The sequence below is a fragment of the Odoribacter sp. N15.MGS-14 genome (assembly GCF_000980245.1).
Lineage (GTDB): Bacteria > Bacteroidota > Bacteroidia > Bacteroidales > Marinifilaceae > Odoribacter > Odoribacter splanchnicus.
This window is the reverse complement of record NZ_LARE01000019.1, coordinates 30,016-46,029: the sequence shown is the minus strand read 5'-3', so window position 1 is coordinate 46,029 and position 16,014 is coordinate 30,016. Positions and strand designations below refer to the sequence as shown.

Annotated in this window: 12 protein-coding genes; 7 read left to right on the top strand and 5 right to left on the bottom strand. The window is 43.1% G+C overall.

The annotated features are described in order from the left end of the window. Positions 1–20 precede the first annotated feature (20 nt). Positions 21–1,097, bottom strand: coding sequence for a FecR family protein (locus WS34_RS06325; protein ID WP_046403809.1), 1,077 nt, complete (start codon positions 1,095–1,097; stop codon positions 21–23). A gap of 132 nt (positions 1,098–1,229) precedes the next feature. Here WS34_RS06325 and WS34_RS06320 point away from each other — a divergent pair, with 132 nt between their 5' ends. Then, complete coding sequence (locus tag WS34_RS06320; RefSeq protein WP_286693656.1) at positions 1,230–2,264, top strand: BF3164 family lipoprotein; 1,035 nt, start codon at positions 1,230–1,232, stop codon at positions 2,262–2,264. 491 nt (positions 2,265–2,755) lie between these two features. On the opposite strand, the gene WS34_RS06315 is transcribed toward WS34_RS06320, so the two are convergent. The 4 genes from WS34_RS06315 to WS34_RS06300 all read right to left on the bottom strand — a co-directional run bounded on the left by WS34_RS06315 (position 2,756) and on the right by WS34_RS06300 (position 9,725). Continuing rightward, the gene (locus WS34_RS06315) at positions 2,756–5,974 is read right to left on the bottom strand and encodes a S41 family peptidase (protein ID WP_046403804.1); all 3,219 of its coding nucleotides are present in this window, start codon (positions 5,972–5,974) and stop codon (positions 2,756–2,758) included. A gap of 452 nt (positions 5,975–6,426) precedes the next feature. Further along, complete coding sequence (locus WS34_RS06310; RefSeq protein ID WP_046403801.1) at positions 6,427–7,251, bottom strand: hypothetical protein; 825 nt, start codon at positions 7,249–7,251, stop codon at positions 6,427–6,429. A gap of 117 nt (positions 7,252–7,368) precedes the next feature. Continuing rightward, a complete protein-coding gene (locus tag WS34_RS06305; RefSeq protein ID WP_022159786.1) occupies positions 7,369–8,097 on the bottom strand; it encodes a head GIN domain-containing protein in 729 nt (242 codons plus the stop codon). 122 nt (positions 8,098–8,219) lie between these two features. Further along, positions 8,220–9,725 carry a glutamine synthetase family protein gene (locus WS34_RS06300; RefSeq protein ID WP_013612976.1) on the bottom strand — a complete coding sequence of 502 codons (1,506 nt, stop codon included), beginning with the start codon at positions 9,723–9,725 and terminating at the stop codon, positions 8,220–8,222. Positions 9,726–10,091: 366 nt separating this feature from the next. Between WS34_RS06300 and WS34_RS06295 the strand changes: the two genes are divergently transcribed. From WS34_RS06295 to WS34_RS06270, 6 genes are all read left to right on the top strand, one after another. Next, entirely contained in the window at positions 10,092–10,703 is a 612-nt protein-coding gene (locus tag WS34_RS06295) for a GNAT family N-acetyltransferase (RefSeq protein WP_046403798.1), read from the top strand. A gap of 16 nt (positions 10,704–10,719) precedes the next feature. After that, positions 10,720–11,907, top strand: coding sequence for an argininosuccinate synthase (locus WS34_RS06290; RefSeq protein WP_046403796.1), 1,188 nt, complete (start codon positions 10,720–10,722; stop codon positions 11,905–11,907). Positions 11,908–11,925: 18 nt separating this feature from the next. Next, the gene (gene argC, locus WS34_RS06285) at positions 11,926–12,885 is read left to right on the top strand and encodes an N-acetyl-gamma-glutamyl-phosphate reductase (protein ID WP_046403793.1); all 960 of its coding nucleotides are present in this window, start codon (positions 11,926–11,928) and stop codon (positions 12,883–12,885) included. Between the two features lie 62 nt (positions 12,886–12,947). After that, positions 12,948–14,120 (top strand): aspartate aminotransferase family protein, encoded by a 1,173-nt coding sequence (locus WS34_RS06280; protein ID WP_013612980.1) that lies wholly within the window; start codon positions 12,948–12,950, stop codon positions 14,118–14,120. A 63-nt stretch (positions 14,121–14,183) separates the two neighbouring features. Then, on the top strand, positions 14,184–14,939 hold the full coding sequence (gene argB, locus WS34_RS06275) for an acetylglutamate kinase (RefSeq protein ID WP_046403791.1): 756 nt from the start codon (positions 14,184–14,186) through the stop codon (positions 14,937–14,939). Between the two features lie 10 nt (positions 14,940–14,949). Further along, positions 14,950–15,990, top strand: coding sequence for a M20 family metallo-hydrolase (locus WS34_RS06270; protein WP_046403790.1), 1,041 nt, complete (start codon positions 14,950–14,952; stop codon positions 15,988–15,990). The last annotated feature ends 24 nt before the right edge of the window (positions 15,991–16,014 follow it).

Below are 16,014 nucleotides of genomic sequence, written 5' to 3'. Positions count from 1 at the left end.
GTTAGGTTATTAATTAAACATCATTTCATTCTTTCTTTTTTTATAATAACAGGCGAAGCTCCTTCTGCATTATCGAAAGAAATTTTCCCGGTTGCTTCAAGTGCCCGGAAAAGATCTTCTATCGGTTTTTCCCTCCGCATACGCACATAGACTTTCATTTCCTTTAACTCCTCCTCTGCAAACTTAAATTCTACCTGATACCATCGTCCGACAGTTTTCAGTACAACATCAAGGGGCTGGTCTTCGAAAAAGAAAAAACCATCCATCCAGGCCATTACTTCTTCCGGATTAAAGACGGATTTCTTCATTTCCTGTATCCCTGTAATTACTGTCACCTGTTCTCCGGGCATCAATTCCATCTGCTGTCCCATCGCTATAGTCTCTACACATCCTTCCAACAGAGAAACGGTTTCTTGTTCATCACCGGCATAAGCAGCAACATTGAACTGTGTACCTACCACACAAACTGTACTATTTTCAGTAGTCACTACAAAAGGACAGGCTGTATCACGGGCTACATCAAAAAATGCCTCTCCGGTGAGTTCAACCGACCGCTTATCGCCAACAAACTCCGAAGGAAAACGTAACTCACTCATTGAATTTAGCCGAACCACCGTTCCGTCACAAAGCCGGACAGAAAATACTTTACCACGAGGCACAATCAAACGATTAAATTGCTGATGATCACTTGGTACGATTTGTAGTAATTGTTGTTGCTCAACCACCTTTTCTGTCGCCGAATCAGCAGTAATTGTATAAGTCAGCCCAGCAGATATTAACCTGATTTCATCCTCTGCCGTTGCTACGGTCGAAACTCTATCATTTTCCCGTCCAATTAACGTATATAATCCCCATATCGCCAAAGAAAATCCGATACAGGCTGCAGCTATCCTCCACCATTCCCTGTGACGAGCCCTCGATACAGCCTTCTTGGCATTCAACGCTACCGTCAATGCCTGTACATCACGGACTGCTGCATACATTCGTTTATGATCATCATTCTCATCCAGCCACACCAATAATTCTATTTTCTCTTCTTTGGTCAATTCTTCTGTCAAAGATTTCTGAATAAGTCGGTCTATTTCTATCTGATTCATAATCTCTCCATTTATTTAATATATTTATAATACGCATCAATCTCTTTCAACCCTACAGAAATTGCTTATGAAAATTTTGATTTTAAGGGGTGTCAAATTTTTTTGATCACCCCCTTATTTATTTGTATCTCTATGAGAAATCTGTTTTGTCTGTTTTTGGGTGTGGTGCTGGTCATAGCTTGTACGCATAAAGAGTTTTATTCTTTTACAAATGAGAAGAATTTAGAAATGATATCGGTTAAGATCGACGAGATTCTTTTGGCCGATTTTATGATAAAGAAAGGGGATTATTTGTTCATGATCAGTACCCGATCGGATTCTATGGTTTATTTGTATGCTTTATCTGATTTGCAGCACTGTAAAAGTTTTGGGATAAAAGGAAAAGGTCCCGGTGAGTTTATCTTGCCTATGTTTGTAGAAGCTCCGGGAAATGATGTTTATATATGGGGATATTCCGACGTTAGATTGATTCGTTGTTTTTCAGTAGATTCTAATGCACATATTACTGTAAAGCAAGATTATCATTTGGATAAATACGAAACTTTTAATTTTATGCATTTGATCCGGGATTCTATATGTGTATATAGTTTAATGCCTACACAGCCTTTGGTAAAATTATACGATTTGAAAAATGGGAAAAATATGGGGGAATTGAAAATTGGATCTAAAAATAGGGTAAATTCCTATTTGTCCGATGGAGATGGGGTGATGGCTGCCAATGATTCGGTGATTATTGTCGCTTATCATTATAAAAAGCAGATCGATATTTATGATGTCAGTACTTTGAAACTGAAAAAGCGATTGATCGGGGATTACCGCCCTCAAAAATTAACAGACGATTTTACAGAAAATGAATATCATTATGTAGATATAGTTGCCGGAAAGAAAAGATTCTATGCTCTATACCGGGGATGCAGAAATAAAGATGCCAAAGAAAATAGTGATATTCTGGAGTCTTTTGATTATGATGGAAATCCTGTTATTAAATATAAATTCAATGATTTAAGTCCCGATATTTTTTATGTAGATGATGAAGCTGCTGTTTTATATGGTTATAAGTCCGCATACCCGGACTTAATGCTAAAATATGAATTAGAAGAAAGACTTCCGACTTATCAGGTCGATATTGATGAAAAACAAAGCTTTCGTTCCGTGTGCCGAAACTGACGTTTGGCGATTACTGGTTGGAACTGCCCACGCGCTTCAGTAAAGGGCAGTTGACTTATTTACTATATGGCAAAGAACTGTCTTCCTCAGGCTCTTACCTGAAGCTGTGGGTGAAAAAAACGATTAAAAATAAGTTTTGACGGCAAAAAAACTAGAGAATTTCGATGTCCTGGGACATGTCAATAAGTTCTGTCGGCTCAAAATTAGCAATTATTTATGAAGGGGGTACTTTAAACCTAACCGGATGTATGGATAGCTGAATTACTTGATCGGAATAGTTTTCTGTAAGAAATTGATTTTAAATCTGATTCTAATATAAGAGATCAGGAAACCTTCTTTCATTGAAATTTATGGTTTTCAGCTCCGGTTTAGCTTGCCATGCAATGATAACACCGGAGACGAATAGGTACAAAAATCTCCTGCAGAGTTCTGTATTTGAGGGGGATAAATAGAACATCTGCAGGAGATATTTTAATTTGAAATCCGATGTTTTATTTTACGGGAAATTCCGGTATTGCCGGGACTTCTTTCTTTTCGGTTTTCAGTTTTTCCAGGATCACTTCGATGGCTTTGTTCAATTGTTGGTCTTCGCCGTTGAACTCCAGGTAAGGATCGTTTTCCAACAGAATATCCGGATCTACCCCGTGACCTTCGATGATAAAGCCGCTACCGTCAGCTGCAAAAGGAGCATAGGAGGGGGTGACGATAGAACCTCCGTCGACTACCGGAATGGTGCCGCTGTAACCGACTACTCCTCCCCATGTCCGGTGGCCGATGACCGTACCCAGTTTATTGAATTTAAAACGATAGGGGAACAGGTCTCCGTCGGATGCCGAGTATTCGTTTACCAATAACACTTTCGGTCCGAGGAAAGTGCCTACCGGACTTACCGAACCCGAAGTCTGGTTGGTATGCATCGTATAAAAATGAGGGGTACGCATCAGGCGCTCGGTAATCATCGGAGATACATTTCCGCCGCCATTGCCCCGATCGTCGATGATCAGGGCTTTTTTACCCAATTGCGGGTAATAATGCTTGACGAATTCGTTCAGCCCGTCGACACCCATGTCCGGAATATGGATGTAACCTACTTCTCCGTTGGTGGCTTCACTCACTTTCCTGATGTTATTTTGTACCCAATTGTAATAATAAAGTTGCGATTCGTCGCTGAGTGGGGTTACTAATACCTGGCGGGCCCCTGCTGTTTCAGGCCGGGTATTCACTGTGAGTTCTACCGTTTTGCCAGCTTTGCCGATCAGTTCGCTAAAGAGATTCTCGGTTTCTTTCAGCGATTTGCCGTTGATGGCCAAAATATAATGACCTTCTTTTACCTCCACGCCGGGCATAGTCAGGGGCGAACGAGTCGCTTCGTTCCAGTTGGCTCCTTCTATGATTTTGGTCACTTTAAAATAACCCGAAGGATCTTTTTTGAAACGGGCGCCTAACAAGCCCATCGGGATTCTTGCGGGTGTCGGATGTTCACCGTTGGCAGAATAAGCATGGCCGACACTCAGTTCTCCGATCATTTCTCCGATGACATAAGTGAGGTCTGTCCGGTGATTGACATGAGGAATCAGGACTTTGTATTTTTCATACACTCCTTGCCAATCTACTCCATGCATATTTTTAGCGTAGAAGAAATCTCGCATTTGCCGCCAACTTTCATTGTAGATTTGCATCCATTCCTGATGATAGTCGATGTATTTTTTCAGGTCCGAAGTAGAAATCGGGTGATTTACACTTACCGGGGCATTAGGGATGTCGATGACCTGAAAAGCCCTGCCTGATTGTGCAATTGCTTTTTCATAACCCGGACCGAAAATGATCCGGCTATTCAGATCTGTTTCCTTCCGGTCTTTCAGGTTATATATACTGGTATTACCATAACGGTTGAAATAAACCTGATTACCGATCATATGCAGATCGTGGTAATTTCCTGCTGAGACTGGTAGTTCGATAATCCGGTTGGCGATATTCGTATAGTCGTATTCATTTTTCGGATGCTCTTTCGTTGCTTCGGATTTCTTGGTCTCCCTGGTGGTCGGTGTTTGTTGGGGAGCTTTCGGATTGTCGTTTTCCGGAGCAAAGGGAATGGTGGCATCTTGGGTAAGAGGCAAAATGTATATTTTATTCATATTGTTGTACACATGGTTCCATTCCGTACTACTGTAGGTCGGGTTGAAGGTACGGGCAGATACGAAAACCAGGTATTTACCGTCTTTACTGAAATTCGGTGAACTGACATTATACCAACCGTCGGTCATTTGATGTTTTTCTTTGCTATTCCGGTCATAAATGATGATATTATCCATCTCTTTTTCCGGTTGGATGTAGGTGATATACCGGCTATCTTGTGACCAGTTGAACGAGTTGATCGGTCCGACACCGGAACTGGCGATAACTTCGGTTTTCCCATCGCTTACCTGAGTCAGATTAAGGGTATTCTTTTTTTCACTCCAAAGAATGGAGCGGGAATCGGGAGCCCATTTCAGATCGAAGATATAGGTTTTCAAATCTTTCGTCAGCATTTTTTCTTCTCCGGTAAAAGCATCTCTCAGCCAGATATTGAATTCTCCGTTTTTGTCCGAGATATAGGCGATCCATTTTCCATCCGGCGACCATTGCGGATTGCGGTCGTTGGCATTTGAGGAATTGGTCAGATTATAGGTAATACCGGATTTTGCCGGTAGGGTGAAAATATCTCCCCGGGCGGCGACGACAACCCGTTCTCCGTTGGGGGCAACGTCCATTCTGCTGATTTGTCCGCTGACATCCTTCCATTCCGGTCGCGCCCAATTTTGGTCGTTATCGATCTCGACAGGAATCGGGGAAGCCTTTTCGGTCCGGGTGTCGAATTTATAGAGGATACCGCCTTGTTCATATACGATCTGATCTCCTCCCAGGGCTGGGAATTTGATGTCGTAGTCTTTGTTGAAGGTTAATTGGCGGGTAGTCTTATCCGATAAGTTATAAACATAGAGATTCATGATATCGTCCCGGTCGGAAATGAAGTATATTTTATTCCCGTCTGCGGACCACATGGGAATGATATCCTGGCGGATTTCGTCTGTTATTTTCTGTGATTGGTGTGTGTCGAAATCATAAATCCGAATGTCGTCGGCCATACCTCCCTGATATCTTTTCCAGGTACGGAATTCTCTGAATACATAATTGTAAGCCAGTTTTTTCCCATCCGGGGAATAAGATGCGAAGCCTCCGTTTTTGAGGGGGATTTCGACAGCTTCTCCTCCCTCGGCGGGAACAGTCATTAATTGTCCGGTAAAGTCGTTGAAAGTGAATTGCCGGGTGCGGAACAGGATATGTTTGCTGTCCGGGGTCCAGCCGATGACGATGTTGTTAGGGCCCATCCGGTCGCCTAAATCATCCCGGTTCAGGGTTGCGGTATAGGTCAGACGCCGGGGAATACCACCTGCCGAAGGGATCACAAATACTTCTGTATTTCCGTCGTATTGCCCGGTGAATGCAATGTATTTTCCATCCGGTGAAATACGTGGAAACATTTCGTATCCGATATCCGAAGTTAATTTGCGGGCTGTTCCTCCTTGATCGCTTACCGTGTATAAATCGCCGGCATACGAAAAAACGATCTGTTTACCGTTGATATGGGGAAAGCGGATTAAACGTGCTTCTTCTGCTTTGCCGATCGATACGATCAGAAAACAAATGAATGTGAATATAAAAGTTCTCATGTGTGATGAATTATAGGTTTGAACACAAAGATAACAATGAATATTTAATATAAAGAAATAAAAACTGCAGAGTCATAATAAATAATTACAAAGAGAAAAAAAAGCTTGGTGAGAATATCCCTGTAATTTTATGCTCTGCAGAAAACGAAAGGTTCGTTTTTTGGTCGGTTTACGACTTGGGAGGGTCAACCGACAAATCCTATGATTATGATCGTTCGATAACTAAATTTTTGTTGTATCCGTAGAATGGTTTGTAACCTGACAAAGGTAAGGTGAAATCTATTTTTTTTTGAATATCGGTTTCGGACATTGTGGTGGACAAATAGAGAAATAATGTTTAGTTAAATAATTGATAAATATGTGTTTGATGTTTTTGAAATGGGTGGACACTCCATTTCAATTTGCTTTTTGTCTACCCAATTTTAATCTTTTTATCGGTTAGAAAATCCAGTTTATAAATTTTTCAGAAACTCATCCAGATCGATTTCTTTTTGAAGTTTCGTCGAGATTTTATGCGCCAGTCGGTTTTTTCTCTTTCGCAGGGCTTCGGGGCTTGCGTGGAAAATGGTGGTCATGTCTGTCATCCTCCACTGGTGGTGAATCATACTGGCTAATAATAATTCGTCTGTATTACATTCGGGAAACATGCGTTGAAACCGGATACTGAAGTTACCGTCAAAATTCGTCAACCGGTAGATTAGTCGCCCGGAAGAATTTGCTTTTTGCTGGATTAAAGCTTCGTAAAGTCTTTTGTAACTTTCCGAAGATAAATGATGGAGGCTTTTTTCCCGATTTAGCAGGCGTTCCAGTTCATCATAGGCAATATGATTTTCGGTGATGAATTCTTTTGTCATCATAAAACTCCATTCCCGGTGTTTGATTGTTTCGGATAATTTTTCATACTGGACTTTCAATTTCCGGTGGCGGAAGTAAAGGAAAAGAGAGATAAGGGAAAAAGTAAATAGGCAAATGATGATGAGTAACAGGATTTGCGAGTAGTTTATCATCGGGGTATGGGAGATGCCGGATGAATTCCGGACTGAAAGGAGGGTGTCTTTCAATCGGAGGGTTTCGTCTTTCCAATAAAGGGCTTCGGCATAATTTCCATGTTGTATTTCGATATTGGCTTGGGTTTGACAATAGCTGATGAGACGGCAGATCGAATCCTGAGTTACCGGTGTAGATCGCTTGTCTAGCCATGAAGACGGGTTAGGGGTGTGGGTTGCACATGAAATTATCAGTGTCAGTATAAAAGTGAGAAAGATAGGTTTGCTCATGCGACTCCGTATTTTGTTTGCAAACATATACTATCTTTAACGGATTATCAATGTTTTTCCGGTTCACTTTTTTAAAGACAATAATTTTTAAGCAAAATACACAACTTTCTAGGTTAACTATTTTTCTTTTATGATTCTGCTTCCTGAATAATTATGTGAATTTTCGATTTGTGGATTCCCTTTTATAACCAAGCGGGAATGCCCGTATAAATCATAGGTCAACCGTTGGTTTACTTGTATCTCGGCTTTGGCTCCGATGGATAATTGGATGTCCGCATTTTGAGTTTCCAATTCCCGGGCTTCCAGACGGGCTGCTGTTTTCAAAATGGCTTGTAAGTTTTGGGCTTCTCCTTTGATCTCCAGGATTCCGGAGGTGCGTGCCTCTGCCTGAATATCTTCGGCTTTTAGTCTGATCCGGATCTGGCCTCCGGTTGTTGCTTCCAGACGGATTGTCCGGAGGTTCCAGATTTGAGGCCAGGCATCTATTCTGGAATGGTTGGAGGCTTTCAGACTCCCGAGGGTCGGCATACTGATCAATACATTCATCGAAGCGTATTTGACGATATTTACGCTGTCCGGAATATAAATTTTTAATACCTTGTTTTTGACCGTAGTTTTAATATAAGAAAACAGGTTATCGTCAGCCTCTACGGTGATCGGTTCCATTTCTCCCCGGACGATAGCGACATCGATTCCCCGGGAAATTTCGATACTGGTGAAATCTGCTGTTTCACGCTGTTGTGTCAGGACATATCCCGAACCTTTTACATTTTTCTGCCCCCAGACAGCAGAAATAGTCAGATAGAAAACTAAAAGTAATAATCCCGGTCGTTTATAAATTTTCATAGCGTTGAATTTTTCTCTGTTTAACGCTTTTATCCGGATCCGGGTTCGGTGAGAATAAAAAAACTGCCGTTGCCGGCAGTCTCTCAAGTTTGTGGTATAGATAGTAGTAATTGGTTATAAGTTTATCCGGCATTGATAAATTTCTTCACCAGTGCCTGAATATTTTCAGGATGGTTACTGATGTCTTGCCGTAAGGTTTTATCGTGATATGAATTTAGTTTGTCGATCATTCCATCGATTAAGCTGGCACTGAAAACGCCCTGAGCTTCATATATGGCTCTTTGGTTAGCGAGGCATTCGGCCGATTCTGCACAAGAAGTCGGTAGATGGCTCAATCGTTCTGCTATATGCTTATGGGCATCGTCGAAAATGTTGACATTGACATACCGTTCCTCTGCATATGGGAGGGCATCGGGCATCTCGAAACCATGCCGTGCGGCTACTGCAAGTCCGGCTAATAACAAATACACATCGGCCGATCCGTCCGGACAACGAAATTCTATGGTTTGTTTAGTACTCAGGTCTGCATGGCCTGCTTGCTCGAGAGGATTGGCATCGGTGATCATTTCATTGGCTCCCTGTGTCCAACCCAGAGGTACACGTACCAGCACCGAACGGTTACGGTCGCCCCAGCAGATATTGGTCGGAGCTTCCTGATGCGGTACCAGACGAAAATAAGATGTCGGATTTGTATTACCGAAAGCTGTCAAAGAAGGAGCTATTTCCAATATACCGGCAATAGCTTTTTTGGCCGCTTCCGTAAGTTGACCGTTTTCGATATACATGTTTTTTCCTTCTTTCATCAGACGGGTATGGATATGTAATCCGCTTCCGGCTTTTCCTGTCGTGATCTTGGGTGCGAAGGTCAGGTCTACCCCATATTGATAAGCAAGTGTCCGGAGTATCCATTTGGCGATAACCAACTGGTCGGCAGCTTCTTCTATATCGACCGGCAAAAATTCGATCTCATTCTGTTCGTATTGCAAGTTACCGATCGTGAAATTCCCGACTTCAGAATGGCCGTATTTGATTTGTCCTCCCGCTTGTGCGATGGCACGCATTGCTTCCTTTCGGAGATTGGCCCATTTGCAGAAAGGCATAGATTCATGGTATCCTCGCTGATCCGGTGTCTCGAATAAGTCTTCTTTCTCGCTGATGACATAATATTCCAGTTCCCCCATAGCCTGAAATTCCATACCGGTAACTTTCTTAAACTCTTCGTGGGCCTTGCGAAGGGTATACTCCGGAGCGCTCTCCAAAGGTTTACCGTCTTTCGTATAGTAACTGCAAAGAATGTCTAGTGCAGGAATATCACTGAAAGGGTTCAAAAAAGCAGTCCGGTAACGGGGTATCACGTATAAATCGCTTGAACCGGCCTGTATATAAGGAAATAAACTGGATCCATCCACCCGTTCACCATAGGTCAGAATGCTATCCAGGTGTTCCAGGCTGTTAATAATGAAGTTCAGTGTTTTCAATCGTCCGTCTGCTCCGGCATAACGAAAATTGATCATTTCAATATCGTTTTTCGTCACATATCGGATAATATCCGCTTTGGTGAACTCTTTTTGAGGCTTATTCAAGAATTTCACCAGTGGATTGGGATTAAGTATCGTATTTCCTTCCATAAATCCTTTGTTAACGGTTACGGAGCAAAACTATGAAAATTTTTCTAAATCGAGAACGTTTGCGTAACAAATTATAAGTTAAAATTCTTTTATTTTTAGGTATTGTTAGTTTTTGTCGCTCTTCTTCTCGGCAAATGACGAGAAAAAAAAGAAGGTATAAATCTGATTTGTGGATAATTATGCATTTATTTTAAATAATAATTCGATTATATTCAAGTGTTTTTCCGGGATGGTGATGAAATAATTGCATAAATATTTGTTTGTAATAAATATTTATGCATATCTTTGTCCTGTTGTTTGAATGAAGAGGTTCGTTCAGGCACAATTTAGAAATATCAATATAAATCATTAAAATTTTCAGGTGAGATGAAAATAGATGTTATGGTTGCTTCGGTCGGGCATTTGAAGTATGTAAAAGTAATAAACGATACCATTGATGAGGCTGCAAAAGCCCGGGGGACGGGTATTGCACGAAGAACCGACGAATACATCGCCGATAAAATCAATCAGGGAAAAGCGATTATTGCTCTAAACCGGGAAGAGTTTGTAGGATTTTGTTATATCGAATCCTGGGGTCATGAAAAGTTTGTGGCTAATTCAGGATTGATTGTAAAGCCGTCTTACCGGGGAATGGGAGTCGCTAAGCGGATCAAAAAAGCTGCTTTCGATTTGTCCAGAAAAAAGTTCCCCCATGCAAAATTATTCGGTTTGACGACCGGTGAACAAGTGATGCGTATCAATACCGAATTGGGATATGTACCGGTGACCTTTGCTAAACTGACGGACGACGAACAGTTTTGGGCGGGATGTAAATCCTGTGTCAATTATGATATCCTGCTCCGGACGAATATGACGAAATGCTTGTGTACCGGTATGGTGTACGATCCCGAAGTTGTTGCAAAAAGAGAAGCGGATAAAAAGCTGGAAGAGAAAAAACAAAGCAACAGGATTGTAAAATTGTTGAAAAAAGTGATTTAATAGTCAGGATAAAACCATGAAAGAAAAAGTAGTACTGGCCTATAGCGGAGGATTGGATACCTCTTATTGTGTAAAATACCTGAGCGAAGAATTGGGCCTGGAAGTATATACCGCTTTGGCAAATACCGGAGGATTTACCGAAGCCGAGCTGAAAACTGTCGAAGAAAAAGCTTATGAATTGGGGGCGAAGGAACATGTTAACCTGGATGTGACAGAGGATTATTATGAGAAGTGTATCCGTTATATGGTGTTCGGTAATGTTTTGCGGAATAAAACCTACCCTGTATCGGTGAGCTCCGAACGGATTTTCCAGGCATTGGCTATCGTGAACTATGCAAAAAAAGTGGGAGCACAATATATCGCTCACGGGAGTACAGGAGCAGGAAACGATCAAGTGCGTTTCGATTTGTGTTTTGCTGTTTTTGCCCCGGAGATGAAAGTAATTACTCCTACACGTGATCTGAGACTTTCCCGGGAAACGGAGATCGGGTACCTGAAAGCCCATGGTGTCCATTCCGATTGGAAGAAAATGGAATATTCGGTAAACAAAGGTATATGGGGAACTTCTGTCGGGGGAAAAGAAACTTTACATTCCAATACGAATTTACCGGATAAGGCTTATCCTTCTCCTCTCGTGAAAGAAGGTTGCGAATCACTTGAGCTGGAATTCGGGCAGGGAGAGATCGTAGGAGTAAACGGGGAGAAAATTTCCCGGATCGCTGCCATTCGTAAAATAGAAGAGATCGGTGCCGCTTGGGCGATCGGTAGGGATACCCATGTGGGAGATACCCTGGTCGGGATTAAAGGACGGGTAGGGTTTGAGGCTGCTGCTCCGATGCTGATCATTAAAGCACACGAATTGCTCGAAAAACATACACTGACGAAATGGCAACAATATTGGAAAGAACAACTGGGTAATTGGTACGGGATGTTCCTCCACGAAGCGATGTACTCAGAGCCTGTGATGAGGGATATTGAAAGATTTTTAGAAAATAGTCAGCAAAAAGTAAGCGGCAAAGTATTCATTCGCCTTCGGCCTTATCATTTCGATCTGATCGGTATCGAGTCGGAACATGATCTCATGAATTCGGGATTTGCCGAGTATGGTGAAATGAATAAGGCCTGGACAGCAGACGATGTGAAAGGCTTTACTAAAATATTGTCGATGCCTTTGCGGATATACAATGTAGTAAATGGATTATAACCCTGAAAATAAATTGCAATGAGAGTAGGAATTGCCGGAGCTGCCGGTTATACAGCGGGGGAATTGATCCGGATACTGATCGGCCACCCCGGAGCAGAACTCAGATATATTCAGAGTGAATCCCACCAGGGATTGCCGGTATATAAAGTACATCAAGATTTGTTGTATTCCCGGCTTGTTTTCTCGGATATCGATTTTTCAGATATTGACGTACTCTTTCTCTGTATGGGACATGGGGTGTCGGGAAAATTTCTGAATGTTCATCCGATCCCTGCAAATGTGAAGATTATCGACCTTGGGAATGATTTTCGTTTGGAAAAGGAGTCCAACGGTTTTATTTATGGCCTGCCTGAGTTGTCCCGTGAAGAGATTAGAAAGGGGCGATATGTAGCTAACCCGGGATGTTTCGCTACAGCCATCGAGCTGGGACTTATTCCGTTGGCTTCGATCGGGCGCTTACCGGAAGAGATTACTGTTGTGGGGATTACCGGATCGACCGGTGCCGGCCAAAAGCCGACAGCAGATACTCATTTCAGTAATCGTTGTAATAATCTCTCCAATTATAAGGTTTTCACCCACCAGCATTTGGATGAAATCCGGGAGACTTTGGTGAGAGCAGGAGCAAAAGGCTTCCCCGATTTGGCTTTTGTACCGGTGAGGGGGTGCCATACCCGGGGAATACTGGTCAATACGGTGATTCGTACGGATATTACGATCGAAGGCATTACAGCCCTTTATAAAGCTTATTATAATACACATCCTTTTGTATATGTCTCTGACGAACCGTTGTATCTGAAACAAGTAGTGAATACGAACTACTGCTATATTCATATCTCTAAGCAAGGCGAACAAATGCTGATCACTTCAGTGATCGACAACCTGCTGAAGGGGGCTTCCGGCCAGGCAGTTCAAAATATGAACTTGCTTTTTGGCCTGGAAGAAACAACCGGTCTCCGTCTGAAGGCCAACTATTTTTGACTGAAAGCCTGGAAGCGATGTTTCTTTCAGCTTTTTACCTTTACCTTTTTACCTTTTTTATTATGGGATTATTCGAAGTTTATAGTTTATTGGATTTGGAACCGGTAAAAGCCAAAGGAGCTTACCTCTGGGATAAAAATGGGGATAAATATCTTGATTTTTATGGAGGACATGCCGTGATTTCCATCGGTCACAGCCATCCGGTATATGTGGAGAAAATGACTCGCCAGCTGAATCGGATCGGTTTTTATTCGAATGCGGTGAGGAATCCTTTACAGGATGAATTGGCTTTGCTATTGGGAAAAGTTTCCGGTTATCCGGAATACAACTTATTCCTTTGCAATAGTGGAGCCGAAGCGAACGAAAATGCGTTGAAGCTGGCCTCTTTCATTACAGACCGGTCCAAAATACTGGCTATGAGAGCTGCGTTTCACGGTAGGACGAGTGTGGCGGTGGCGGTGACGGATAATCCGGCCATTCAAGCACCCTTGAACCGATGTCATGAGGTGACTTTTATTGGATTGAACGATCGGAAGGCATTGGAAAGTGAACTGGAGACCGGTGCTTATGCTGCTGTGATTGTCGAAGGTATACAGGGAGTCGGTGGTATACAAATGCCTGATACCGGTTTCTTGCAGTCGATGCGCGAACTTTGCACCTCTACAGGTACTCTGATGATTGTAGACGAAGTACAATCCGGATATGGGCGTACAGGTAAATTCTTCGCTCATCAGCATGCCGGTGTTTTACCGGATATCATCACGATGGCTAAAGGGATGGGCAACGGCTTTCCGATAGGTGGTTTGTTGATTTCGCCTAAGATTAAAGCCCGTAAAGGAATGCTCGGGACTACTTTCGGCGGAAATCATCTGGCTTGTGCCGCTGCTCTGGCAGTATTGGAGGTTATACAACAAGAATATTTGGTCAATAATGCTGCCGGCTTGGGGAAATATCTGATTCAGGAATTGAAGAATATGCCGGGGGTGAAGGAAGTACGGGGAAAAGGCTTGATGATAGGAGTAGACGTGAAAATTTCACAGGAAGAGGTCCGGAAGAGATTGATCTCCGAACACCGGATAATGACAGGATATAGTGGAAATTATACCCTTCGTTTACTTCCGCCTTTGATCATTACCCGGAAAGAAGTGGATGAATTTTTGAAGGCTTTCCGGCAAACGATGGACAATGGGATGGCTCGGTTACAGGAGAAGGTCGGCGAGACCTGTAGTCGCTGATCGGTACCTGGCAGCCTGGTGTCTTCGGGGTACGGATCACTTTATAAACTTAATAAATTCTTTATGATCAGAATAATAAAAATCGGTGGTAAACTGATCGAGAACGATGCTGTATTGAACGGCTTGTGTGATGAATTATCCGCCTGCTACCGGGATAGTGTATTGGTACATGGAGGGGGAAGTATGGCCGGACAATTGTCTGCGCGTTTGGGGATCAGGACCCGTATGATCGATGGCCGGCGGATTACCGACCGGGAAACCCTGGAGGTTGCCGTGATGGCCTATGCCGGATGGGCGAATAAAAAACTGGTCGCAGCTTTACAGGTACGGAATGTGAATGCCTGCGGCCTGTCAGGATGTGACCAAAAAGTGATTCTGGCACATAAGCGGGAGGTGAAAGAAATCGATTGGGGATTTGTCGGAGATATCGATCGCGTGGATACCGGGGTTTTGGCCGGTCTGTTGCATCGGCAGGTGATGCCGGTCATTTCTCCGATTACATACGATGGAGCGGGACAACTCTTAAATACCAATGCCGATAGTGTTGCCGGAGCTGTGGCGGTTGCTCTGAGCCGGATCGATGATACCGAATTGATATTTTGTTTCGATAAACCCGGCGTATTGCTGGATGTAAACGATGCGGATTCGGTGATCCCGGTGCTCGATAAAGAAAAGTATGCCGGATATTTGGAACAAGGGGCGATTCATGCAGGGATGATCCCTAAACTCGATAATGCTTTTAAAACTATAAAGGCCGGAGTAAAATCGGTGCGTTTGACGGATCTCTGCCATTTGGACGGGGGAACGGTTTTAAGATAAAAGACGAAATATGGAGACCATAGAACTTTTAAAGAAAATGATTTCTATTCCTTCGTTCAGCGGGAATGAAGAACGGGTAGCCGATTTGATGGTAGCTACGTGGGCAGAACATGGATATTCCGCAGAACGAAGTGGAAATAACGTATGGGTAAAATCCCGGAATTTCGATCCGGTAAAACCGACGATTCTGCTGGATGCTCATTTGGATACCGTTCGGCCGAATGGAAACTGGGAGAAAGATCCGTTTACTGCCGTAGTGGAAGATGGAAAATTATACGGCTTAGGGAGTAACGATACCGGTGGTAGTGTAGTTGCCATGATGGCCGCTTTTCTACAATTGGCAGAAAAGAAACAGGCCTATAATCTGGTTTGTCTCGAGTCGGCAGAGGAGGAGAATACCGGAAAAAATGGCATACAGCGTATTGTCGGCAACTTAGGTAAAATCGATTTGGCCCTGATCGGTGAGCCCACAGGCATGCAGGCAGCTATTGCTGAAAAAGGTTTGATGGTCGTCGATTGTGTCGCGAAAGGAAAATCCGGACATGCGGCAAGAAATGAAGGACTGAATGCTATTTACGAAGCGATATCCGATATCGAATGGTTCAGGTCCTACCGCTTCGGGAAGGAATCTCCTTTATTAGGTAAAGTAAAAATGACTGTGACCGGAATCGAAGCCGGAACCTTACACAATGTTGTACCGGCTGAATGCCGGTTTATGGTAGACATCCGGGTAAATGAATATTATACGAATTCCGATATTTACGAGACGATTCGCAGAAATGTGAAAAGTGAAGTCCGGCCCCGTTCTTTTTCTCTCAACTCTTCGGCTATTCCTATCGATCACCCGATCGTATTGCGGTGTAAGGATTTAGGCTTGAAAACCTACGGATCGCCTACAACTTCCAATCAGGCCGTTATCCCTTATCCATCGCTGAAGATCGGACCGGGGGACAGTGACCGTAGCCATACGGCCGATGAATATATCGGATTGGATGAAATAGAGGAAGGAATCATGCTCTTTGTTAAATTGTTGGATGGCTTTTGTTTTTAAGCCTATGTATAATCGGTCGGTTAC